This window comes from Sorangium sp. So ce295 (assembly GCF_051527405.1).
Lineage (GTDB): Bacteria > Myxococcota_A > Polyangia > Polyangiales > Polyangiaceae > Sorangium > Sorangium cellulosum_B.
In genome coordinates, this window is the sequence record NZ_CP150324.1 from 256,567 (window position 1) to 280,000 (window position 23,434).

General features: G+C 71.9%; 18 protein-coding genes. 9 read left to right on the forward strand and 9 right to left on the reverse strand.

Annotated elements, in window-relative coordinates; genetic code table 11:
- Positions 1 to 329: 329 nt before the first annotated feature.
- Entirely contained in the window at positions 330 to 596 is a 267-nt protein-coding gene (locus tag WMF11_RS01010) for a hypothetical protein (RefSeq protein ID WP_437906536.1), read from the forward strand.
- Positions 597 to 656: 60 nt separating this feature from the next.
- Here WMF11_RS01010 and WMF11_RS01015 read toward each other — a convergent pair whose 3' ends face one another.
- Positions 657 to 3,095, reverse strand: a complete 2,439-nt coding sequence (locus WMF11_RS01015; protein WP_437906537.1) for a PAS domain-containing protein — start codon at positions 3,093 to 3,095, stop codon at positions 657 to 659.
- Positions 3,096 to 4,127: 1,032 nt separating this feature from the next.
- Between WMF11_RS01015 and WMF11_RS01020 the strand changes: the two genes are divergently transcribed.
- From WMF11_RS01020 to WMF11_RS01035, 4 genes are all read left to right on the forward strand, one after another.
- A complete protein-coding gene (locus WMF11_RS01020) occupies positions 4,128 to 5,048 on the forward strand; it encodes a transposase (RefSeq protein WP_437976114.1) in 921 nt (306 codons plus the stop codon).
- A 385-nt stretch (positions 5,049 to 5,433) separates the two neighbouring features.
- A complete protein-coding gene (locus WMF11_RS01025; RefSeq protein ID WP_437906539.1) occupies positions 5,434 to 5,631 on the forward strand; it encodes a hypothetical protein in 198 nt (65 codons plus the stop codon).
- 324 nt (positions 5,632 to 5,955) lie between these two features.
- Positions 5,956 to 6,321, forward strand: coding sequence for an RCC1 domain-containing protein (locus WMF11_RS01030; RefSeq protein ID WP_437976115.1), 366 nt, complete (start codon positions 5,956 to 5,958; stop codon positions 6,319 to 6,321).
- Between the two features lie 465 nt (positions 6,322 to 6,786).
- On the forward strand, positions 6,787 to 6,948 hold the full coding sequence (locus WMF11_RS01035) for a hypothetical protein (protein ID WP_437906541.1): 162 nt from the start codon (positions 6,787 to 6,789) through the stop codon (positions 6,946 to 6,948).
- 24 nt (positions 6,949 to 6,972) lie between these two features.
- On the opposite strand, the gene WMF11_RS01040 is transcribed toward WMF11_RS01035, so the two are convergent.
- Positions 6,973 to 8,313 carry a sigma-70 family RNA polymerase sigma factor gene (locus tag WMF11_RS01040; RefSeq protein WP_437906542.1) on the reverse strand — a complete coding sequence of 447 codons (1,341 nt, stop codon included), beginning with the start codon at positions 8,311 to 8,313 and terminating at the stop codon, positions 6,973 to 6,975.
- Positions 8,314 to 9,040: 727 nt separating this feature from the next.
- Between WMF11_RS01040 and WMF11_RS01045 the strand changes: the two genes are divergently transcribed.
- Positions 9,041 to 9,400, forward strand: coding sequence for an arsenate reductase family protein (locus WMF11_RS01045; RefSeq protein WP_437906543.1), 360 nt, complete (start codon positions 9,041 to 9,043; stop codon positions 9,398 to 9,400).
- Between the two features lie 145 nt (positions 9,401 to 9,545).
- Here WMF11_RS01045 and WMF11_RS01050 read toward each other — a convergent pair whose 3' ends face one another.
- The gene (locus WMF11_RS01050) at positions 9,546 to 10,175 is read right to left on the reverse strand and encodes a hypothetical protein (protein WP_437976116.1); all 630 of its coding nucleotides are present in this window, start codon (positions 10,173 to 10,175) and stop codon (positions 9,546 to 9,548) included.
- 149 nt (positions 10,176 to 10,324) lie between these two features.
- Here WMF11_RS01050 and WMF11_RS01055 point away from each other — a divergent pair, with 149 nt between their 5' ends.
- Positions 10,325 to 10,750: a hypothetical protein gene (locus WMF11_RS01055; RefSeq protein WP_437548747.1), complete on the forward strand. Its 426-nt coding sequence runs from the start codon at positions 10,325 to 10,327 to the stop codon at positions 10,748 to 10,750.
- 175 nt (positions 10,751 to 10,925) lie between these two features.
- Here the strand turns inward: WMF11_RS01055 and WMF11_RS01060 are convergent, their stop codons facing one another.
- Positions 10,926 to 11,795, reverse strand: coding sequence for a DUF4142 domain-containing protein (locus tag WMF11_RS01060; RefSeq protein WP_437976117.1), 870 nt, complete (start codon positions 11,793 to 11,795; stop codon positions 10,926 to 10,928).
- Here WMF11_RS01060 and WMF11_RS01065 point away from each other — a divergent pair.
- Positions 11,685 to 12,215, forward strand: coding sequence for a hypothetical protein (locus WMF11_RS01065; protein ID WP_437979432.1), 531 nt, complete (start codon positions 11,685 to 11,687; stop codon positions 12,213 to 12,215). The genes WMF11_RS01060 and WMF11_RS01065 overlap by 111 nt on opposite strands.
- 514 nt (positions 12,216 to 12,729) lie before the next feature.
- Positions 12,730 to 15,087, forward strand: coding sequence for a GAF domain-containing protein (locus WMF11_RS01070; RefSeq protein ID WP_437906546.1), 2,358 nt, complete (start codon positions 12,730 to 12,732; stop codon positions 15,085 to 15,087).
- A 63-nt stretch (positions 15,088 to 15,150) separates the two neighbouring features.
- On the opposite strand, the gene WMF11_RS01075 is transcribed toward WMF11_RS01070, so the two are convergent.
- From WMF11_RS01075 to WMF11_RS01095, 5 genes are all read right to left on the reverse strand, one after another.
- Entirely contained in the window at positions 15,151 to 16,365 is a 1,215-nt protein-coding gene (locus tag WMF11_RS01075; protein ID WP_437976118.1) for an ABC transporter permease, read from the reverse strand.
- Between the two features lie 83 nt (positions 16,366 to 16,448).
- Positions 16,449 to 19,964 (reverse strand): PD-(D/E)XK nuclease family protein, encoded by a 3,516-nt coding sequence (locus WMF11_RS01080; protein ID WP_437976119.1) that lies wholly within the window; start codon positions 19,962 to 19,964, stop codon positions 16,449 to 16,451.
- A gap of 85 nt (positions 19,965 to 20,049) precedes the next feature.
- On the reverse strand, positions 20,050 to 20,964 hold the full coding sequence (locus WMF11_RS01085) for a hypothetical protein (protein WP_437976120.1): 915 nt from the start codon (positions 20,962 to 20,964) through the stop codon (positions 20,050 to 20,052).
- 219 nt (positions 20,965 to 21,183) lie between these two features.
- Positions 21,184 to 21,441, reverse strand: a complete 258-nt coding sequence (locus WMF11_RS01090; RefSeq protein ID WP_437906550.1) for a hypothetical protein — start codon at positions 21,439 to 21,441, stop codon at positions 21,184 to 21,186.
- Positions 21,442 to 21,683: 242 nt separating this feature from the next.
- Positions 21,684 to 23,132 (reverse strand): cytochrome P450, encoded by a 1,449-nt coding sequence (locus WMF11_RS01095; RefSeq protein WP_437976121.1) that lies wholly within the window; start codon positions 23,130 to 23,132, stop codon positions 21,684 to 21,686.
- Between the last annotated feature and the right edge of the window lie 302 nt (positions 23,133 to 23,434).

The following is a 23,434-nucleotide window of genomic DNA, read 5'->3' on the forward strand; positions in this document are numbered from 1 at the left end:
CGTACCAGCCTTGGCGCCTCAGGAGAACCTGCGCGCCCGCGCCGCCCGTTTTTCCGTCGTTTACGGCGTCCGGGGCCCGGAGATCGGCATACCCCGTGCAGTCCCAGCGCCTCATGCGCTCCGGTGAGGCCTGGCTCCGGTCTTGTGATCTCCGGCGCGCGGGTCGCGATGAGCAGTTCGAGCGCACACCGCGCCGTGGGCCCGCGTCGGCGCCAGCGCGTCGAGCGGTCGTCGCGGGAGCAGGGTAGCCGCGAAGGGGGAGGTGCGTCCGTGCGAATCCATCATCTCAACTGCATCTCGACCTGTCCGGTCGGCGGCGCGCTGATGAGATGGATCCGGTTCGGCCGGCGTGCACGCCGGGTCTGCGTCTCTATCAGTTCATGATGGAGAAGGACCGCGGCGCGCGGCTCGAGAACCAGCGGCGGCTGCGCGCGCTGCGCGAGGAGCGCGGCCACGAGGTGAGGCTCGTGTGCTCTCACGACGTCGTGGAGTTCGAGCGCATTACCGGACGAAGCCATGCTGTGCCGGCCGGAGCGGGGAGGGGCGTGTCGGAGCCGCCGCTGTGGACGCCCGCTCCGGTCGCGGGCGCGCGCTGAACGCGCACAGCAGGCCATCTCCTCTCGGTAGGCCGCCTCCGAGGGCCGGGCGGCTCGTGGCTACGTTGCATCCCGGCGCGGCGCCGCGCCCACCGGAAGCGTGAAATGGAACGTCGTGTGGCCCCCCTCGGGGCTCTCGACCCAGATCCTGCCGTCGTGGGCCTCGACCAGCCCCTTCGCGATGTACAGGCCGAGGCCGAGGCCGACCACGCGCTCCTCCTTCGCCTTTCCCCGGAAGAAGCGCTCGAACAGGAGCGGGAGGTCCTGGGCCGGGATCCCGCGGCCGCTGTTGCGGATGGAGATCTGCACCGCGTCGTCGCGCCGCTCCAGCGCCACCTGTATCGGCGTCTCTGGATCACCGTATTTGACGGCGTTGGAGATGAGATTGCTGAGCACCTGCTCGACGCGCCCGGCGTCCGCGTGCACGATCGGGATCTCCCCGCGGCTCTCGACGTCGACAGCGCGCCCCTCGGTCTCGCTCTCCATCCGCTCGACGACCGCCTCCACGAGCGCGCGCGGGTCGATGGGGGCGCGCTCGATCGCGAGGCGACGCGACTCGATCTGGGAGATGTCCGTGAGATCGGAGACCATCCGCCCGAGCCGCTTGGCGCTCGCCAGGATGTGCCCCGCCCTCGTCTTCACCTCGGTCGTGACCTGGGGCTTCCGTTCGAGCTGGGTCGCGTAGCCGATGATCGTCGTCACGGGCTGCTTCAGGTCGTGCGCGACGACCGACGTCCACTCTTCCTTGAGCCGCTCGAGCTCCTTGAGCCGGGTGATGTCGTCGAAGACGACGACCGCGCCGAGCAGCTTGCCGTTCCCGTCGACGATGGGGCCGGCGCTCGCGAGCACCGCCAGCATGCTGCCGTCGGCGCGCCGGAGCGACAGCTCCCTCGAGCTCGTGACCTCGCCTCGCAGCGCGCCCGCCGACGGCTGCTCCTCGTCCGTGAGGGGCTCCCCGTCGGGGAGGCACAGGCACCATGCGCCCGGGAGCCCGGGCGGCGAGTCTGTCCCGGCGAGCTCCTGGGCGCGGCGATTCCGGGCGATCTGCGCGCCGGAATGGTCGAGGAGGAGGATGCCGACAGGCGAGCGCTCGATGACCGCGTGGAGCCAGCGCCGCTCGGCAGCGAGCTGTCCGAGGAGCTGGTCGCGCTCCTCGTCGGCGAGCTTCTCCGTGGTGACGTCGCGCGAGATGCCGATCCCGGCGATCGGGTTTCCGTGCTCGTCGTGCTGGATCGTGATGTGGGTCGAGACCCAGCGGGTCCGGCCGCTCCTGTCGATGATCCGGAAGGTGAGCCGGCCGCCGGCCGCGGCCATGTGCTCGACGAACGCATGATAGCGCCCGACGTCCTCGGGATGGATCAGGGTGACGAACAGCTCAGGGTTCTCGTACCAGGCCGCGGGCGGATAGCCGGTGTGCTCGAGGACGGCGGGGTTGATGTACTCGTAGCCCCCCTCCGGGCCGAGCCGTATATGGAAGATGACGTCGCTCGCGTGCTCCGCGATCAGCCGCAGGCGCTCCTCGCTGAGCCGCAAGGCGCGATCGGCGCGCCGCTGCTCGGTGACGTCGAGGGCCGTGCCGATCATCCGCAGCGGAGAGCCGTCCTCGGCGCGGATCACGTCCGCCTCGGTGTGGAGGGAGCGCTCTTCGCCGTTCGGGCGGACGATCCGGTAATCGACGCAATAGGGCAGGGTGCCCTGGAGCGCGAGGTCGACGGAGCGTATCACACCCTCGCGGTCCTCCGGGTGGATGCAGGCGAGGAACCGCTCGTACGTGAGCGCGCCGGCGTCGCGGGACAGGCCCAGCATCCGATAACACTCGTCGGACCAGAGCAGCTCGTCGCTCGGAATGCGCCAGTCCCAGTTGCCCAGCTTCGCCAACCTCTGCGCGCGGGCGAGGCTGTCCTCGCTCAGCCGGAGCGCGGCCTCCGTCTGCCTGGCTTCCGCGAGCGTCGCGTGGAGCTGCTCGCGCGCGCGCTCGAGCTCGTGGTTCTCCCGCTCGAGCTCGTCGATCCGTGCGCGCTGGGCGTGGAGCTCGGGGGCGGCGAGCGCCATCCCGAAGAGGCTCGACAGGGCGCCCGCGATCTCGACCAGCTCGGCCTGCGGGAGGGTGGGCTGCGCCGTGGCGCAGAGCAGCACCGCGCGCAGGGTGCCGGCGAAGGCGATGGGGATCGCGAACGCGCGGGTGCAGCCGCAGCATCGGCGCAGATGGCCGGCGTCCAGGAGCGCGTCGGCGCTCTCGTCCTCGGGCGCGACCTGCGCGACGTTCAAGCGGGCGGCGGCGCCGGCGAGGCTCGGGGCGTCGAGCGGCAGGCGCCGGAGGGCGTCCAGCGAGCCCGCGCTGCCGCCCGCGGAGGCGACGAGCCCGAGCGTGTGCGGCGCCTGCGCGACATCGTAGAGGCAGGCGATGTCGACGTGGAGGAGGCGCGCCGCCGCCGCCACGAGCGCTTGCTGCGGACTGTCATCGCCGGCGCGCGAGGGGGCCATCGACGCGTCGGCCACGGCGCGGGCGAGCGTGTCGTCCGACGCCGGCGGATCCCCGCGGTGTCGCTCCCTGGACGGTCCACCCCGTTCGGCTCCGCGCCCTCTGTCGTCGCTGTTCAATCCGCCCCTCGCGCCTTCTACCCGGATCCTGGTGGGCGCGAGGCGAGACTATCACGAGCCTTCGCTCCGCAACCTGGTTCACGAGCCTTCGCTCCGCAACCTGGTTCAGGCGGCCGTCCAGGGCCCGGGCCGGTGCAGACCGGCGGCGGCTCTGCCGCGCCCGCGCTGGCTGAGGAGGACGCCGGGGAGGAGATGCGCAGCGGCCAGCGCGCCGGGAGGCGGCTATCGGGCAGCGTCGCTTTCTCGTGGCGAAGGCCAAGCACCCTCGCACCTCTCGAAGTGCGTGGGCGATTTGCATACTGACGGTAACCTCTCATCGTCGCTGTAGGGGTCGAACGCCGTCGCGCGCACCCAGGCGTGCGGAGGTGGCATACCTCGGTTGCGCCGCACAGGCGCGCGGGCTCTGGCTCTGTGATGGCCAATCACACCGGAACAGGGGCATTCCGGTGAACCATCGAACCGAGAGCCGCGCTTCCACGCGGGGGTGCGGAGGCGCAACCCGGGATTCACGCGATGCAGGAAGACCCCGGCGTTTGCGCGGCGAGGTTTCAGGTGGCTTTCATCCTCCCCCACTCAGAAGGGTCTTCGCGACCCGTCGATGCCATACGGCCGGGCGACATAGATGCGCAAGAGAAAACTTGAATTACAGTGTGAGCGTTGGGCGGACCCGACCCAGGTTGGCGGCCCGGCTCCTGTGGACCGACCAGGTGCAGCGGATCCGATACCGGTTGGCGGCGGTGGCAGTGGTCTCGACCAGGTTGCAGCCGGACTAACCGCAACCCAGGTTGGGCTGGGAGAGGAGGGCTAGGAGTAGCAACGGCTCCCGCTCGGGTGGCGGACCGCCTGGCGGCCGCCACCCACGAAGCTTGATCGAGCAGCGAAATGATTGACGAAAATCCCTGGCACGGCACTTGTCTTGTTGCGCCTGTCATGAGCCAGCCCCGCGAGATCGCTGCCGGAGCCACCTACCTCATCACCCGTCGCGTCCTGCGCCGGCACCTGCTCTTCCGCCCCGATGTGGCAATCACCCAGCTCCTGGTCTACGTCCTCGCGGTGTCGACCCGCCGTTACGGCATCGAGGTCCATGCGCTCTGCGCCATGTCAACGCATCTGCACCTGGTCGTGACCGACTCGAGGGGCGTCTTGCCGCGGTTCTTGCAATTCTTCCATCGCATCGTCGCGCTCGGCACGAAGGTGCTTCGCGGGTGGGAAGGCCCGGTGTGGGACCACGAGGCCACGAGCGTGGTGCGGCTGCTGACGCGCGCGGCGGTGGTGGAGAAAATTGCTTATGTCATGGCGAATCCTGTCGCCGCTGGCCTGGTGCAGCATGCTCGCGAGTGGCCGGGCGCCAAGGTGGACGTGGACGACCTCGGTCGCGGCGTGCTGCGCGCGGCACGGCCTTCGGTGTATCTCGACCCGGAAAACCCGCAGTGGCCCGAGGAGGTGACGGTCTCGCTCGCGCTGCCGCCGGCCATCGAGGAGGACAGCGCGGAGGGCTTTCGCCAGGACGTCTCTGCCGAGCTCGAGCGCCAGGAAGCCCGGGCCCGCGCGGAGGTGCAGCGGCAAGGACGTCACTTCTTGGGCGCCGAGAGAGTCAGTAAGGTGTCCCCTTACGAGCGCGTGACGAGCTTCGAGCCGCTGCGCGACGGCAATCCAACGTTTGCGGTTGGTCGCGAGCAGGGAGACGCGTGGCGAATCGCTGGTGCCGCTGTGCGTGCGTTTCGAACGTTGTACCGTGCGGCACTCGAGCGATGGCGTGCTGGCGTACGCGACGCCGTATTCCCCGCGGGGACGTGGTGGATGTGCACGTTTCACGGGGCCAGCGTGGCTGACGTCGTGCTCACGATGTAGAGCCACAGCGGCGGCGCTGCAGGAAGGCGGGCGGGACGGGCAAGGGCATCCGTGCCTTGTCGTGGGGCCTTCCGTCTAGGACCGGCGGTGTGGACGGCCGAATCTCGTGCGGCGGTGTATCCGTGCCTTCGTACGTCTGCAGGCGGTGCCGAACCCAGAGGAAGCGGCGTCAGGGGCAGAGTGCTGTACGCGATGGTTGGCCGAGCCGAATGATTCCTCTCGAAAGGTGGACCCATGGGATAGTCATTCCGGGGTGGGGTGCCGCCGCGCCCCGGTTGCAACGCAACCTGGCCGCATCGCAAGGTAGGTCGGTCGTTTTCGTCGTTTTCGGGCGCGGCGCAACCTGGGTAGGGTGGGTTATGCAGGCACGCGGACGAGGCGAATGATGATCGGACGAAGAGGCTTCATCTCCCGAAGGTGGGCGGCCGCCTCGCTGCGCATCAGGGCGCCCCTCGCCGGTGGCTGCTCGGAGGACTACCACTTCACCACGGTGCGCGTGAAGGCGCTCGAACCCGCGGCGCAGGTCGTCGCCGGTGCCTACCATACCTGCGCGATTCTCAGGAACGGTAATCCCGCGTGCTGAGGCACAACGACGCGGACCAGCTTGGCGACGTTTCTATCGGCTCGCTGAGTACCTCCCCGAGGTAGGTCTCGCTGGGCTCGTGGAGCGGACGACCCGTCGCTCGAGTTCACGTGCGTCGTGCGCGGTGCCGACACCGTGGTCTGCTGGGCGACAACCGCAGCCACCAGCTCGGCTCCGATCCCGAGGCCACCGTGAGGAGCGAGCCCGCGCTCGTCCGCCTCGTGCTCAACCTGGGTGGGTTCCCCGGGCGTTGGGCGTGCGCGGCGCGACCGACGTTGCAGCGGGGGCGTGCGCCACAGCTGCGTTGCGCTCGGCACGGAATAGGTGGCGTGCTGGGGTTGGAACCTCAACGGCCAGAGCGGCGGCGGGCCCATCGTCGACAGCGCCGACCAGGGCGTCGGCGTCACCCTCGTCGAGGGCGTTGCCGCTGCGAAGGCCGTCATCGCCGGCGGGCGCCACAGCTGCGCGCTGCTCGACGACGGCGGCGTCGTGTGCTGGGGCTCCAACCAGAGCGGCCAGCTCGGCTCCGAGGAGGCCAACCTGGTCTCCGCGTCGGTGCTGGCGGCGCTCGACGTGCGCGCGGTCGCCCTCGCTGCCGGGCGAGAGCACACCTGCGCGCTCGACGAGCAGGGCGGGGTGTTCTGCTGGGGCAGTGACAGCCAAGGTCAGATCGGGACCGGGCGACCGTGACGCGCGCCGTGTGGTTGCTCGCGGCCGTGGCAGGGATGGCCGGCACCCTCGCCCGGGCGCTGCTCTCGCCGATCCGGTGCGGTCCTTTCAGATGGATCTCGCCTTCGGCGCGCGCGCGGGCAGCGGCGTACGGGTCTTCGAGAGCAGGCTGTTTCTCGACTAGTGCGGGTCTACCGGCCCCGACAGCGCGTCGTGGGCCCCCTACTTCTCCGCGGGCTCTCGGCTCGACCGACGTTGACAATCGCCGTGGCTTCGACGGCCAGGTGCGCGTCGCGCGCTACGCGCTCGGTCCCGAACTCCGCGCCGGCTTTGTCGGCAAGAGCCGCACGATGAACCACCACGTCTATCTGGCCGTCGCGCCGGTCTACCTCTTCGCCGGGACGCTGAGCGACAGGCTCCCCGAGGCCGAGGGCGGCGCGCTCCGCGCGCGCCGCCCTCGGCCTCGGCCTGCCCGTGAAGTGGCGCATGATCTTCGGGAGCCAGGACGAGCGGCTGTGCGACGGAAAGGACGACTGCCTGCTCGTCGACGCCCTGCTCTTCCTCGTCCCCAACCACGTCGAGCTCGCGGTCGAGAACGCGGCCGGCTCGTCTCACCGGCTGGGCGGGGCGGTGGGGTACAGCTTCTGATGCGCGCCGGCGCTCCCCGCGCCCTCACCCCTCGAGATAGGAGCCGAGCTCTCGCTGCCGCGAGCGCGTCCGGAGCTTCTCGAGCAGCTTCGCCTCGATCTGACGGATGCGCTCCCGCGTCAGCGAGAACGACTGCCCGATCTCCTCGAGCGTCTCGTCCTCGTTGCCGTCGAGGCCGAAGCGGCGCCGCAGGAGCTCGCGCTCACGCGGCTGCAGCGAGTCGAGCAGCTCGCGCGTCTGCTCGATCAGCCGGCGCCGGGCCAGCATGTCCGCGGGCGTGGGCTCGTCGTTGGCCAGCAGATCGCCGTACCGGGTATCTCCCTCCTCGCCGACGGGGGCGTCGAGGCTGAGCGGCTCGAGCGCGAGCTCGCTGATCACCCGCACCTTCTCCACGGTGAGGCCGCTGCGCTCCGCGATCTCCTCGACGGAAGGCTCGCGCCCCCGCTCCTGCACCAGATCTCGCCGGGCGCGCACCACCTGGCTCCGGATCGCGGTGAGGTGGACCGGCATCCGAACGGGCTTTCCCTGGTTGAGGATCGTCCGCTTGATCGCCTGCTTGATCCACCACGCAGCGTAGGTGCCGAAGCGGTGGCCGCGGCGGTACTCGAACTTGTCGGCGGCGCGGATCAGCCCGAGGTTCCCCTCCTGCACGAGGTCGAGCAGCGGGACGCCGAAGCGCTGGTGCTCCCGCGCGATGGCGACCGCGAGCCGCAGGTTCGCCTGGACGAGCTCGGACTTCGCCTGCGCGACGGCGCGCCGCCCCCGGGCGATCGCCGCGATCGTGGCCTCGATCGCGGCGCGCTCCGCCTTGTCCCCCTCGGCCGCTGCTGTGCGAAGGCTCCGCTCGATGCGCTCCTCGAAGGTCGGATCGAGGCGCAGCTCGGCGAGGCCTGCTGCGAGGCCCGCGAGGGCGGTCTCCACGCCGTCCTCGGTGATCTGCCGGCCGAGGAGCGAGCGGGCGAGAGTGAGCAGCTCCGCGAGCCGCTTCGCGGAGGCGTCCGCCTCGGGATCACCCGCGTCGGTCTCGCACAGCAGATCCCGGAGGCTCAGCGCCCCGACCTGGACGTCCTCCGCCGTCGAGGCGAGCTCGCGCAGCGCGACGGGCGATCGGACCCACGCCTCGAAGCAGGCGAGCGCGCCCGCCTCGATACGACGGCCGATCGCGACCTCGCCCTCGCGCGTCAGCGGCTGGCTGCCGGCGAGCGCCCTGAAGTAGAGCTCGGTCGCGCCGAGCGTGGCTTGCGCGCCGGCGGCCTTCGCGCGCCGAGCTGGCGCGCGCTCGCCCGCGCGTCCGCCCGCGGAAGCGATGGAAACGGGATGACTCGATTCGGACTCGCTCGTCGGGAGCGAGGGACGGAACCTCATTCAATGCGCTCCAGTGTTGCCGCTGCGTCGTACCCGACCGCGAAGGGTGTGAGGGGGCACGATCATCAATGCGCCTCGATATCCTAACCGCTGAGGACGTAAATAGGAAAACGAATCGACCGCCGACATGGCGCATTTCCACGGCGTTTTTCGGTGTTGTTGCCCCGCTCGGCGCGGCGCGTTCTCGTTGTCCTGGGATGGCGGCGCGCGCGTGTGCGTTGCCGGACGAGTGTACGTCGCCGGGCGAGCGGGCGCGTCCCGATCGAACGCGCTGCGGGGCGGAGAAGCGGGCGTTGGAGGGCGCGACGTGAGGGCGCTGGCGGAGGGCCTCGAGGGGGGGCGCTCTCGAACCGACACGAGCGGCCTCGGAGGGGGTACGGCGAGGTCGCGAGTTGCCGGGACCGCCCGGCGGGGGAGCGGGGCCGGTCGAGACCGGAGCGGGCGACCTCGGAGGGGGCGGCGCGAGGTCGCCATCCGTCCGGTAGAGCGGCCGCGACGGGGCGCATCGATCCGAGACGGCAGCGGACGGCAACGTCGGTCGGAAGAATCGACCCGTGCGCGCGGCGGCGCTGCTGCTGAGCCGCGCTTCGGGGCGATGCGCTTCGGGCACGACGCGGAGCGTCCCGCGCGCCGCTGGCCCTGCGCCGTCCGGGCAGCGGTTGCTATGCTCCACGCCCGCGCTGCCCTCCGGAGCGCGCAGTAGCCATTCCACCGAGGAGCGACGCGCATGATCCAGATCTTCGGCACGGCCAAGTGCAAGGCGACGCGGGCGGCGCAGCGGTTCTTCGCCGACCGGGGCATCAAGGTGCAGCTCGTCGATCTGCGCGAGAAGGGCCTCTCCAAGGGGGAGCTCGCGAGCGTAGCGCGCGCGGTGGGCGGCGTGCGCGCGCTTTACGACGCGGAGAGCGCGCGGGTGAGGGAGCGTGGCCTCCAGCACCTCGGCCCGAGCGATGCGCGGCTCGCGGAGCTCCTCGTCGACGATCCGCTCCTGCTCCGCACGCCCATCGTGCGCGACGGGACGCGCGCCTGCGTGGGCGCGGCCGAGGCGACCTGGAAGGCCTTCGCTGACGCCGCGAAGGGCGGGTAGCGGAAGGGCGGGCGAGGGGATCGGGGGAGGCTGGGCCCGTGCGCGGGCGGAGGCGGCCTCGAAGGGAGCGCGGTCATGCCGCGACTCGCGCCGCCGCCTCGTCGCTGGTGTAAGCGCAACGTTTGTGCCAACGCCGAGGCGGAAGTCAGCGCTCGGGGCGCCTCTCCTCGACGTGGTGCCGTCGGCGCTCCACGCGATGCTTCTTCGCCGGCTTCGCCGGAGTCACCGGCCTGACCGATGCCCCCGCCTTCACCGTTGCCCCCGCCCTCACCGAGGTTGCCGGCCTGACCGAGGTTGCCGGCCTGACCGAGGCCCCCGCCCGGACCGTCGCTGCCGGCCTGACCGTGGTTGTGCGGTGCGCGTGGTGATGGTGATGGTGATGGTGGCCGTGTCGCTCGAAGCCGACGCGGTAGCGGACCAGGGCGCGCGGCTCGTCGCGGTAGTAGACCCAGCCGTGGTGCGACGGGTAGTACCAGCGGCCGTCCACATAGTAGACGTAGGTCCCGCGGTAGTACACGCGCGGGTAGGTCTCGACGTGGACCGGCGCCGCTGCGATGTGAACGACCGGCTCCTCGTACACCGCGAACTCCTGGTACGTGACGGTCGCATGCGCCGGCGCAGCGGCCCTGGTGTGGACTTCTGCCGCGCACCCGATCGCGCCGAGGAGCGCGAGCGCAACGAGCGCGGCCAGCACGGCGAGCCTGCTGCTGCGCTGCTGAGCGCGCGCCGCAGCTCTGGGGGAGGAAATATCGAGGACTGGCACGTTCATCTCCATGGGGGTTCACAGGAGCAACTGCGGTGCCACCCGGCGAAGGGGGGCGTGGCCGCGTGGCACCGCAGGGCGCCGCTCGCTGGTATAGCGCTTGCTGCCGTGCCGCGCATCGGCGCGACAGCGCCAGACTTGGATAAAGGAAGACGATCCCCATGAAACTTTCGAAGGTGCTCACCGGTCTCGCTGGCTGCGTCCTCGCCACTGCCTCGCTCGCGGGGTGCATCGTCGTCGATCATGACGATGACCACGATCACCTCATGCGCGGCTCGCTCACCGTCGCCCTGACCATCGACGGCAGCGACGACCCGTGGGCGTGCTTCGATCACGACGTGAGCGGGGTCGCGGTCAGCGTCGAGGACGAGGATGGCTTCCTCGTCCTCGACGCCGTGGGGGACTGCGATGATCTCGGCCTCACCATCGACGGCCTCTCCGAGGGGTACTATGACGTCGATGTCTGGCTCGTGGATTTCGACGGACACGCGATGAGCGACATCGTGCGCGTCGAGAGCGTCGACGTGTTCGACGGCGCCGACACGCTGGTGGAGGTCGATTTCCCGTGGACGTGGATCGACTCATGACGCGCGCGGCTCACCTGAGCGGCGGCGCGCAGGCGCCTACTCGCCCGCGATCGCGGTCACGAGATCATGGACGCCGTGATTGGATCGGGTAGGCGGGGTCGCGCTCGGCGAGCTCGGCGCTCGCGAAGGCCGCGAGCAGGCGCCGTCGCCGCCGCCCTGCGGACATGAAGCCCTGTTACTGGGACTTCTGCGATTCCCCTTGCCGCTGCGCGTAGGCCTGGGGGCCTTGCTGCTGGCCGCGTTGCTGCTGGCCGGGTTGCGGCTGGCCGAACTGGCCGCCTTGCTGCTGGCCGAGCTGGGCGCCTTGCCGCTGGCCGGGCTGCATCTGGCTGACCTGGCCGCGTTGCTGCTGGCCGCGTTGCTGCTGGCCGAGCTGGGCGCCTTGCCGCTGGCCGGGCTGCATCTGGCTGGCCTGGCCGCGTTGCTGCTGTCCGACCTGGGTACCCTGCTGCTGTCCGACCCGGATGCCCTGCTGCTGTCCGACCTGGATGCCCTGCTGCTGTCCGACCTGGATACCCTGCTGCTGGCCGGTTTGCGCCCAGCCGAGCTGGCCGCGTTGCTGCTGGCCGGGCTGGGTGCCTTCCTGCTGGCCGCGTTGCTGCTGGCCGCCTCCCTGCTGCTCGTGGAGCAGCAAGCAGAACAGCTGCTCGGCCTCGGTCAGGTGCTGCTCGACGTCCGCTCGCATCGCCTTCACGCTGGTTCGTATCCTGGCGTTCTCCGCGTTCGCGACGCCCGGCACGTCGAGGAGCTCGAGGGCGCGGCGATGGAAGGAGATCTGAGCCCAGATGAAGGCCGTGTCGAACTCGGCGCCTTCCTCCTCTTCCAGCGCTCCGCTCACCTCGGTCGAGCTCTCGTCGAGCTCCCGGCAGCGCGAGCACGACTCCATCTTCACACCTGAACCCCTCGAGCCCGCGCCGAGCTGCTCGGACTGGGCGTGCTCCTCGACGATCTGCTCGGCGTAGCGCTTCACATCCGGGGACTCGGCCTTGTCCAAGGCGATCTGCGACAGATCCACTTCCTTCTGGTGGATGAACGAGATCAGCATCGTGAGCTCCGCGTCCGACGGCTGCTGCATCCCGCTGCGCTCTCCGCTGCCTCCCTGCCTGTCGCCCTGACTGCCGATCTGTCCGCGGCCCCCTTGCCTGCCGCCTTGATGGCCGGCCTGCTCGCCGCACATCTGCCTGTCGCCCGCGCGCTGGCCGCCGCCCTGTCGGCCGCCTTGATGACCGGGCTGCTCGCGGCCTCCCTGCCTGCCGCCGGCCTGCGCTCCACCGCCCCTCCCGGCGCCTCGCGCGCCGTCTCGGCCCGTCTGTCCGTGGCTCCTGCCGTCGGGGCCCGTGCCGGTCCGCTCTTGCCCATCCCTTCCATCGCGATTCGCCTCGGCGTCATCGTCGCTGCCCATGCAGCCGCCGGCCCCCGCGAGGACAAAGCTCCCAGCGAACATGATCGCCATGAGGCGACCTGAACGATTGCCCATCATTGCTTGCTCCTTGGCCGACACCGGCGCGCTGTCGCGCTCACCTGCCGGTTATCGGCCCCGAACATCTGGGTTCGGGAAGCGAGGATGGTGAGCGAGGTGGAGCCCTAAGCCAGCATCGTCATTTCCCCGAGCGCCCCTGCGCCCCCTGCGCGATCGCGCCGAGAGTCGCAGTCCCGCTCGGCGTTGACCCAGACCCAGCCGGTGCGCAGCGGCCGGGCCGGCGATCGACCGTGATCCCAAGGACCCGCTCGGGCACCCGGTCGCGCGAGGGCGCGCCGCCGCCGGCGCTGTCCGCCCGCGCCTGCGCGGCGCCGGACAAGCTGCCAGGCGGCCGGATCGCAACCAGGCAGCCGGGCATGCGCACGAGCGCCGCGCGCTGAGGAACCCGCCCGGCCGGGTCGCGCCGCCTTCCGCCGCGCCATCGATGCGCGTAAGCTCCGGCGACGTCCGACCGAGCGCCGCCTCGGCCCTCTGCCGAGGCGCCGGTCGCCGTCATCCTATGAGAACCTCCGCGCACAACGGCCCGTCTCCCGGGCCCGCCGCCCGCGTCGATACGACGGACATCGAGGCCCTGAAGCGTGAGCTCGAGCGGCTCCGCGCCGTGGGGTCCCGGGATCGCGGGTGGCTCGACGCCGTGCTCGAGCACAGCCCGCACGGGGTCATCCTCTGCGACGCCTCCGGGAAGCTCGTCCTGCACAACCGGGCGGCGGAGCGCATCTGGGCCGGCAGCGCCTCGACCGAATCGATCAACGACTGGACGCTGTATCGCGCCTTCCACGAGGACGGCCGCCCGTACGAGGCAAACGACTGGGCCATGGCCCGCGCGATGTCCGAACGGCAGGTCATCGAGAGCGAGGAGACCCGGATTCAGCGCTTCGACGGGACGTATGGCATGGTCCTCGGGAGCGCCGCGCCCATCATCGGGCCTGGCGGCGAGCTCGAGGGCGGCATCTCGGTGTTCGCCGACATCTCGCGCCTCAAGCAGGTCGAGGCCGAGCGCGGCGAGCTCGCCGCGCAGCTCACGAGGCGGGTCGAGGAGCTCGATCGCCGCGCCCGGCTCACCCAGGCGCTGCTCGCGGTCAGCACCGCGCTGAGCGGCGCCGTGACGGTCGAGCAGGTCTCCGCCGCCGTCGTGAACGACATCCACCGGGTGCTCGGCGCCTCGACGACGATGATGTACACGGCGGACGAGGCGGCCGGCGTCGCGGCGCTCGTCGGCCACTCGGGGCTCGAGGAGCAGCGCACGAGCCCTTACGCGAGGGTGCCCCTCGACGCCCGACTGCCGCTCTCGGACGCGCTCCGGGAGCGCCGCCCCATCTGGGTGGACACGAGGCAAAGCCTGCACGCAGCGTACCCCGAGCTCGCGGCCCTGCGGCCTGTCCGCGACGACGTGAAGGCGCTCGCCGTCCTGCCGATCGTCGCCCACGCGGCGCTGCTCGGCGGCCTCGCGTTCTCGTTCGCGAACGATCGGGCGTGGAGCCCAGAAGAGCGCGAGTTCCTGCTCAGCGTGGCGGCGCAGTGCGCGTCGGCGCTGGACAGGGCGCGCCTCCTCGAGCGGGAGCGCGAGGCCCGGGCGCGCGCGGAGATGCTCGCGGCGGAGCTCGAGCGGCAGCAGGCGACGCTCCGCCTCCTGAGCGAGGCGGGCGCCGCGCTCTCCGGCTCGCTCGACGTCGCGTCGCGGCTCACGCACCTGACCCACCTGGCGGTCCCCACCCTGGCCGACTGGTGCGCTGTCGACATGCTGAACGGCGATTCCATCGAGCGCGTGGCCGTCCACCACGGCGATCCCGCGAAGATCGAGCTCGCCGAGCGCCTCCGGGCGATGGCCCCGCCCCGGCCCGACGCCCCGGCGGGCGTGTCCGCGGTGATCCGCGCCGGTCGCTCCGAGTGGATGGCCGACATCCCGGACGCCGCCATCGAGTCCGCCGCGCTGAGCCCCGAGCACCTCCGCCTGATCCGGTCGCTCGGGCTGAGATCGTATGTCGTCGTCCCGCTCCGGGGGCGCGACCGGACCATCGGCGCGCTGACGCTGGTCCACGCGGAGTCGGGCCGCCGCTTCAGCCAGGCGGACGTCGCGCTCGCCGAGGAGCTCGCCAACCGCGTCGCCCTGCTGATCGACAACGCGAGGCGGTTCCAGGAGGCGCAATCGCTCATCCGCGCGCTGGAGCGGACCAACGCCGAGCTCGACCAGTTCGCGTACGTGACGAGCCACGATCTGAAGGCGCCCCTGCGGGGCATCGCGAGCCTCGCCCAGTGGATCGAGGAGGACCTCTCGGACAAGCTCACCGCGGACACGCGCCATCAGATGGAGCTCCTGCGCGGGCGCGTGCGGCGCATGGAGGCCTTGATCGAGGGGATCCTGGCCTACTCCCGCGCCACGAGGTTCCGCCAGAAGCCGGAGAGCGTCGACCTCGAGAGGCTGGCGAGGGAGGTGGTCGAGCTCATCGCCCCGAGGCCGCCCGCGCGGGTGACGCTCGACGTGCCGCCGGCGACCCTGCGGACGTACAGGGTGCCCTTGCAACAGGTGCTCATGAACCTCATCACGAACGGCCTCAAGCACGCGGGCCGCGAGGACGCGGCGGTCTCCGTGTCCGCCCGGGAGCAGGGCGACAGGGTCGAGGTCTCCGTGTCCGACAACGGGCCTGGGATCGCGCCTGCGTTCCAGGAGAAGGTGTGGGGGATGTTCCAGACGCTGCAGGCGAGGGACAAGGTGGAGAGCACGGGGATCGGCCTCGCCATCGTGCGAAAGATCGTGGAGAGCCGCGGCGGGCGGGCGTGGGTCGAGTCGGACGGCAAGAGCGGCGCGACGTTCCGGTTCACGTGGCCCAGGAGGGAAGAGGCGGAGGGCGCCGGGTAGTCGTCGCGCCCGCCGAGCTGCCCGGGAGCGCGCTGCCAGCGACGGAGTCGGGGGACGAGGTGCTCAGTTCGAGGGCTTCGGCATCTGGAACACCACGCCTTCCTCTTCGGCTTCCACGTTGTTCACGTTCCAGTAGATGGACCCGCAGTCGACGGCGATCTCGAAGAAGTACGGCTGCCCGGTCGTGAGGGTGATCATGTCCCCCATGCCGAGGTGCGCCCTCCGCACCTCGCCTTTCCCCTCGCTGTTCATGTAAACGGTCCAGTAGATGAACTCGTCGTCCACAGCGAGCGACTTGGCGACGGCCTGAGCGTCGACCGTGGTGGTGAAGGGCGGGGCGCTCGGCGCCGCGCTCGTCGCCTTGGACTGGACCGCGCCGTTGGTGTCGGTCACCCAGTGCACGACGCCGTTGGCGAGGACGAGCGTGGTCGGGTTGCCGTTCGTCTCCGCGAAGACCTCGGCGGTCTCGCCGAGCGGATCCTTCGTCTTGCGCAGGATCTGGCGCGACCAGTAGTTGGACCAGTAGACGTGCGTCGCGTCGACGGCGACGCCGATCGGATGGTCGTCGGGGGCGACCAGCTCGGCGACGGCCTGGCTGCCGTCGGCCTTGGCCCGCCAGACGGCTGCGGGCGTCTGCGTCGCCCAGTAGACGCTGTCGCCGAAGGAGGCGATCCGGCCGAAGGCCGTGACCGCCGGATCGCCGTTCTCCTGCAGGGGGACCTGCGCGATCTGGATCGGGCTGGAGCTCGGCGGCTCGATGGAGATCCCCAGCACGTCTCCGTTGCTCCAGTTGGTCCACGAGAGCTGCCCGCCCGAGTAGGTGATCCAGGCGGTATCCCCGAAGCCGAGGGTGCCCGGGAGCGTGCGCGCGGCCCCGCCGTCCTTCGGGATGGCGACGATGGCCTGGTTGTTGGCCATGAGCACGAGATCCCGGGTGACCACCATGCCTTTCACGTTGGACCCGAGCTCCCCTTGCATCTGCGTCACCGGGCACTCCCCCACGGCGCAGTTCGACGGGGGGCACGAGGGCGTGCCCCCGGCGCTGCCGCCAGCGCCATCGCCACCGTCGCCCCCGGTTCCATCGCCGCCGTCGCCGCCGTCGCCGCCGCCGCCCGACGTCGTCTGGGCAGAGCCTCCGTCACCAGGTCCGGTGCTCGTCGTCGAGGAAGCGGCGGAAGGCCCCTCCGTGCCAGGCTCGATGCCGAAAATGAGATTGCAGCCGGTGCCCGTCGCCGCGAGCGCGAGCAGGGCGCAGGGCAAAGCGATCTTGCTGTGCATGATGGAGTGTATACATCCCCGGCCACGCCCCCGGCGATCGCGGGCCGCCGTCTGGGGGCGACGCTTCCGTGCGACACCCGCGCTCACGCGAGCCGGCGGAGCTGCTCCAGCCGCCGCCGCGGCTCGATGTCGCGCCGCTTGATCTTCCCGGTCCTGAGCTCCTCGTAGGGCCCGCACACCGGCCGGTAATCGCACTGCGCGCACGCCCCCTCCGCCGGCATCGGCAGGAGCGCCGCCTTGTCGATCGCGTCTCCGATGATCCCCGCCACCTGGGCGGCCGCGTCGCGCGCCCGCGCGTCCAGGTAGATCGGCACCTCCGTGAACCCGCCGGCGGAGGTGCAGTAGTAGAGCCGCCCGGACTCGACCTGCGTGCCCGGGGGCATGAGCTTCTCCAGCGCGAGCGCGTAGAGGACCGGCTGGAGCGTGCCGCCGCCGCTCACGACCGCGTCGCGCGGCGCCCGCGCCTTGCCCGTCTTGTAGTCGGTCGCCCGCATCGCGCCCCACACGCTCCGCTCGACCAGGTCGATCGAGCCCCGGAGCCGGACGCCGCAGTCGAGCTCCACGGGCGCGTCCGAGCTCCCCGGATCGCGGGTGGCGAGGCGGCGCGGCAGCCCGAACGACAGCTCGAAATGGATCGGCTCCCAGTCGCGGTCCTCCGCGGCGCGCCGCAGCCACTCCCGGAGGTCGGCCCGCACCGACGCGATGCCGTCGTCCCAGACGCGCCGGATCGCCGGCGCGAGCTCGTCCGCGTAGCGCGCGGCGACGCGGTCGAGCGCCCCATCGAGCTCGGCCCGCGCCTCGTCGAGCGCTGGCAGGCCGAGCGGCAGCTTGCCCGCGTCGCGGAGGGCGACAAGCACCTCGTAGAGCACGTCGTGCACGAGCCGGCCGCGCTGGAGCGGGTCGAGCTCCTCGATCGCCTCGGGCGCCGGGCGCGGGGCGAGCTTGTGCACGGCGTAGAGGAAGAAGCGGTAAGGGCACGCGGCGAAGTGCTGGAGGGCTGTCGGCGAGAACGACCTGCGCCCGAACGCGTGCTTCGCGAGCGCCTCGCGCGCCTCCGCGATCGGCTTGAACAGCCCGTCGGCGCTCGTCCAGCCCGGGATCCAGCGCCGCGCGCGGAACCGGAGCGCCCGCGCGAGGTGGGGGTTGGCGTTGAGCAGGTAGCGCGCGGTGCCGACCGTCTGCGCCTCCGGCAGGCTGAAGAGCGTCTCGAGGAGCGCGAGGTCGTGCTCGGCCGCGTCGATGGCGTCCTCGGGCCGCGCGGGCGCGGGCCACCCGATGCGCGCGGCGCCGCCCTGCTCGGCGCGGCGCTCGAGCTCCCCGAAGCCGGGCAGCCTGCCCTCGGCCGCGCGCAGGAGCTCGAGGCCGTAGAACGAAGGCACTCGAGGGCGGGACTGATCCATGTCCACGCGCGGGTACGACACGACGAGCCGCTGGCGGGCCGCGCCGACCGCGAGCCGGAGCGCGAGGCGCTCGCGCGCCACGCGGTCGTCGCTCGTGTCGAGGCCCGAGTCGCCCCCGGCGATCGTCCGGCGGAGAGCGTCGCGGAGGATCGGGTCCTCGGTGACCTTCTGCGGGAAGATCCGCTCGGCGAGCCCGGGGACGAAGACCACGTCGAACGAGCGCCCGCGGGCGCCCTCGATGGGCGAGACGAAGAGGCGCCCGTCGCGGCGGGCGGCCGGTGGCAGCACGAGGTCGGTGAGGCGGCGCGAGAGGCAGAGGCGGATCTCGCCGAGGTCCACCGGGCCGACGTGGGCCATCGGCGCGAGCTCGGCGAGCACGGCGAGCACGCGCTCGGGCCGCCGGAGCGCGCGCGTCGCGAGGGCCGAGAGGCGGCGCTGCCACTCGCCGAAGGTCGCGCGCTCGCCCGCGCCGGGCAGCGCCGCGAGAAGCGGCAGCGCGAAGGCGCGGAGGGCCGAGAGGTCCGCGAGCGTCCGCGCGATGCGCGCGGCGTCGCGGTCCTCGGGGGCGCGGGAGAGCGAAAGCCGGAGCTCCCGCTCGAAGCCCGAGAGCCGCGCCTCCCACCGATCGAGCCCGCCGATCACCGCCGCGTCGACGAGGATGCGCTCCCAGCGCCGCGGGGCGCGCAGGGTGCCGTCGTGCACGGGGGCGTCGGGGCCCTGGGCTGTCGGATCGGGGTTTTGAGCTGTCGGATCGGGGTTTGGGGTTGTCCGATCGGGGCTCTGGGCTGTCCGATTGGGGTTCTGGGCGGACGGACTGAAGCTCTTCCCTGGCGGATCGAACCCGAGATCTTCCCCCGCCATGTCGTCGTCCGGCGGCGCCTCGTCGAAGCCGCCGCGCAGGAGCTCGGGGAAGAGGTCGTCGTCCGGCGGCACCCAGCGATCGGCCTCGGGCGCGGCCGGCGGCGGCTCGCCTGCGGGCGTCGCGTCGGGGACCTGCCCGAGCGAGAGGTACTCGGCGAAGCGCGACGCCGACAGGTGCTCGGCGGCGCACGCGAGCAGCGCGAGCAGCGCGCGGCCCGCCGGGTCGGGCTGCACCGAGCCCTGCGCGAAGTGCGCAGGGATCCCGGCCCGGCGCAGCGCCTCGACGAGGTGCGCGCGGTACTGCTCGGGCGCGCGCAGGAGGATCGCCATCCGCTCGAACGGCACGCCGCGGGCGGCCTCGCGCAGCGCGATGCGCGCGAGCTCCACGCACTCCCGGCTCTCGCCGGGCGCGGAGAGGATCTCGACCTCGTCGCCGAGCCCGGGGGCCTCATCGGTCAGCGGGTCGAACAGGTGCTCCTGCAGGCGCGCGAGCGAGGTGCTGGGCGCGACCGGCGGCGGCTCGTCGCCCGCGCCGTCATCTGCGCCGTCGTCCACGCCATTGCCCGCGCCGGCGCCGTCGTGCGCGGCGGAGACCGCGGTCAGCGAGACCCGCCGCGGCGGCGATCGGAGCGCCGCCTGCAGGTGCCGCAGCGACGCGGCGTCGCCGGCCGGTACGGTGGCGAGCGCGTCCGGCGAGCGCGCGGCGACGGCCTCGAGGAGCTCGCGCTCCAGCGCGAACCGCACGGGCAGGTCGAGCAGGAGCATCGGCAGCCCGAGCAGCGGGTGGCGCGAGCGGGGGTCGCCGTCGTCCGCGGCCCGGGCGCGCTCGGCCGCGAGGCGCAGGACGATCGCGCGATCGGCGAGCCCCGCGTCGTCCAGGGCGGCGTCGAACGCGTGGGCGATGCGGTCGAGATCGGCCGGCGCGAGCGCGTCCGGCGCGACGCCGGAGAGCCGCGCCTCGTCGAGCGTCCGCGCCACGGCGCGCGGCAGCCCGGGTCGATCCGCGACGCGGGCGAAGCGGCCGAGCAGCCCGTCCTGCGCGAGCCCGTCGAGGGTGCGCGCGCAGAGCGCCTCGATGGCGAGCGCGCTGGCCGGGACGAGGCCGCGCTCGGCGAGCGCCGGCATCGCGAGCGCGGCGGCGAGGCGCCCCAGGGTGAGCCGGTGCCAGCCGAAGGTGGCGCGGCGGCCGCGGATCGACGCGCGGGCGAGCTCGCTCACGGCCTCGACCGAGGCGCCGACGAGCAGCACGCGCTCCGCGGGGCGCCGGCGGCGCAGCCAGCCCACGGCCCGATCGATGCGGGCGGCGGCGCTGGGGGAGGTGATGACGGCGTGGGGCACGGGGTGGCTCGGGAGGCGGCGGAGACCGCGGGGAGGTGATGAGCGACGCTTACGAGCTCGGCAGTCTGCCGTCGGCTGGCATCGCTCAGCTCAGGTCCGGGAGCACATCTTCGATCGATGCAGCGACGATGGCCCGCTCATGCCACCGCTCCAGGAGCTCAGGATCCTTCTCGATCAGGATACGCTTGCGCAGGATGTCCGGTACCGCGATGCCGCGAACCCGGAGCGCGGTCAGCACGGCACGCGCCGCCTCCTCGGCGCGCCCCTGGTTCCGCCCCTCGTCGCGGAGCTGCTGCGTGTACTCCTCGAACCAAGCCCGGATCGCTGCGCTCACATCGTCCTCCTCGTCGGTTGTGGGCTCCTGTTGGTCGAACCCGAAGTGTAACAGCAGCGGCACGGCGACGCTCTTCTCCAAGGCATCGCGGGGCAACGCCGCCAGATCCGCCACCGCTTCGCGAAAGCGGCGGCCCGAGCCGAGCAGCCGCAGCAGCAGGGGTGCGCGCGTCCGGGGCAGCTCCGCGAGCACCACCACGCGCATCGCCAGGCCCGGCACGGCCTGGTAGACGCCAGCCTGCACCGGCTCGCACCGGTAGGCGTCGAGCACCGTCTCGGGACGCCCCGGGCCGATGACGACCAGCGCAGGGAAGGCGACCGCCGGCTGCGGCGGCGTGTCGGTGTCCTCGTCCGGCGCGACCGAGCGGGCTGCCGAGCGGACGCGGCGCTCGAGCTCGTGATGCCATGTGAGCTGCTTGCGCGGGCAGTGACGGACCTGACGAAGGCCCGGCGTGCCCTGGAACGGCTCGAACAGGCTCGGCTCCGCCGAGAGCTCGCCGAGCAGGCCCATGGCGGCGCGCTCGGACTCCCGCGCGGGATCACGCACGCTGTAGACATCGATCTTCTGTGTCGCCGCCAGCACCTCGACCTCGGTCTCGGCCGCCGAGGCAAGGCTCAGTCCGTCCCGCAGCAAGCTCTTGGTGAACTGGTCGGAGCGGTTGTGCACTGGCGCGGGACTCTAATCGAACATCGCGGCATGTCCAGCCTTGTTCGATGCGAAGGGGCGAATCGGAGAGCCGCAATTTGCACTGCGAGAGTGGAGCTGTGCACGTAATGCAGCGTGCGAGAACAAGCGCTTACCGGAAGGCAGAGCAAGTCGTGTGGAAATCTTTGTCGGCCGCACGAGATCTCCGGTCGGCTGTGGGGAATGAGCACGACGCTCGGCTCATGGCCTCCCAGGCCAGTACCTCACGACCACGTGACAGTCGTCGACCTGCCATCCCTTGGCGGCATCCCAGCGCAGGTTGAAGACCTCCCCGCTGGCGTCGAACTCGTCATCGTATTCGCCCGCGTCGAGCTGCAGCAGCTCCGCGTCCGGGCCCGTGCGGCGGAAGGCCACCACCTGGAGCCGCGCGCTGTCGCCGGGCGAGTAGCGGAGCGAGGCCTCCGAGAACGCCCCGAGCTCCGTTAACGGTACTCCCACCTTCGTGCAGCCCCGTTTCGTGAACGGCTGCAGCTCCCCTATCTCCGGGAAGCCAGCGACGCGGACGGATGGCCTGAGAAGCCATCCGAGCGCAAAGGAAACGATGGCGACACCGAGGACCAGGAGGTAGCGCATTTTTGCGGATTGGAAGGAGGTATGCATGTCGTGTCCCGATGGGCTCAGGGCGTCTTTCGCGGCGGGATCAACCGCAGCATCGCCCCGGAACGAGGCTCGATGGGAGGTCAGCGGCGGCGGGGGGTGAAGCGGACGAACAGCCCTTCCGGCTTCATCGTGAACCCGAGGAGCTCCTTCACGGGCCGCGCCGGGTCGACAAGCGATACATCGAAGTCGCGCGCGACCATGGCGCCCACCATCGCGCTCTCGACCATCGAGAGCGCGCGCCCGGGGCAGACCCGCGGGCCGCTGCCGAACGCGAGGGCGGCCCGCGGGTCGTGCTTGCCGGCGCCCGCCGGCCGCGGGGACAGCCAGCGCTCGGGCATGAACGAGGCCGCGTCGTGGAAGTGCTCCTCCTTCAGGGCGATCTGCCGCGTCAGCAGGATCATCCGCGTCCCCGCCGCGAGCCGCAGCGAGCCGACCACCGTGTCCGCGCAGGCCTCCATGAACAGGATCGGCGCCGCGGACTTCAGCCGCAGCGTCTCCTGCGCCACCGCCCCGAGATAGCGCAGCCGCTGCGCGTGCTCCGGGCTCTCGGGCAGATCCGCGTCGCCGAGCTCGGCGTCGACCTCGGCCCGCATCCGCGCCTGGACGTCGGGGCGCAGGGCCATGAAGTGGAGCATCCAGGCCATCGTGTCGGCCGTCGTGTCCTCCCCGGCGAGCAGCAGCGTGAGCACGTTGCCGAGCACCTCCTGCTCCGATAGCCGCGCCTTCGGGTCGTCGGCGTCGCGCGCCACGAGCAATGCCTCCAGCAGCGAGCGAGGCGCCGCGGCCCGCGCCGGATCCCTGTCGAGCTCCGCGCGCGTCGTCCGGAGGATGCCCAGCATCCGCGTGCGCACCTCCGAGAGCGCCTGATCCAGGGCCCGATCGGCGGGCAGCTTGACGTGCCGCCAGTACGGAAATGGCGCGAAGATGCGGCGGTTGAGCGACGCGAAGACCGTCTCGAGCTGGTGCGACAGGGGGTCGGTGCCGCGCTCGATGAGGTTCATGTCGAGGCCGAACGCCACCGCGGTGGTGACATCCACCGTGTAACGGGCGAGGTCTCGCCGCGCGTCGACCGGCGCCCCCCGCGCGGCCGACGCGCGCCATCGCTCCCGGAGCCGGCGGGTGATCGTGGAGAGCGTGCCGTGGCTCTCGCGCAGCTGCGCGGCGGTGAACGCGCTCATCACGAGCCGCCGCTGCCGCGTCCACTGCTCCCCCTCGGCCGAGAAGACGCCGCCGAAGCCCATCTCGTCGATGAGCTCCTGCAGCGGGCTCCAGCGGCGGAACTCCTTCGGCCGCTCGCGCAGGATGGGCTGGACGAGCTCGGCGCCGCCGACCACGATGACCGGCGTGCGGCCGAGCCAGAAGGTGTAGAGATCGCCATACCTGCGGTTCCAGCCCTCGAGCGTGAGGTGGAACTGGGTCGGCCGGATCTCGAGGAGGTTGCCGAGCAGCGGCAGCCTCCGCGGTCCTGGGAGCGTCGATAGATCGCGCATGCCCGCTGAAGGGGCGACTTCTGCTCTGGCGGTCTCCATGGTCTCCTTTCGAGAGAGCGAGAGCGGCCCGCGCTGGCGCCGCCGCGGTCAAGGTGCAACGTAGCTCGTCCTGGCGTGTGCGTGGGCGCTCACCGGCGCGCCGCCTTCGTCACGCGCCGGCATCGCGAGCGCGGCGGCGAGGCGCCCCTGGGCGAGCCGGCGCGTGACGAAGGTCGCTCCGGAGCGGAGCGAACGTCCGCGCCGTCCCTCCAGCGGTGATCGCTCCGACGAGATCCCCCCGCTCGCGCGCCATTCCAGGAGTCTCCGCCGCGCCCCGCGGCCGACTCGCGCGCTCGCCGAGC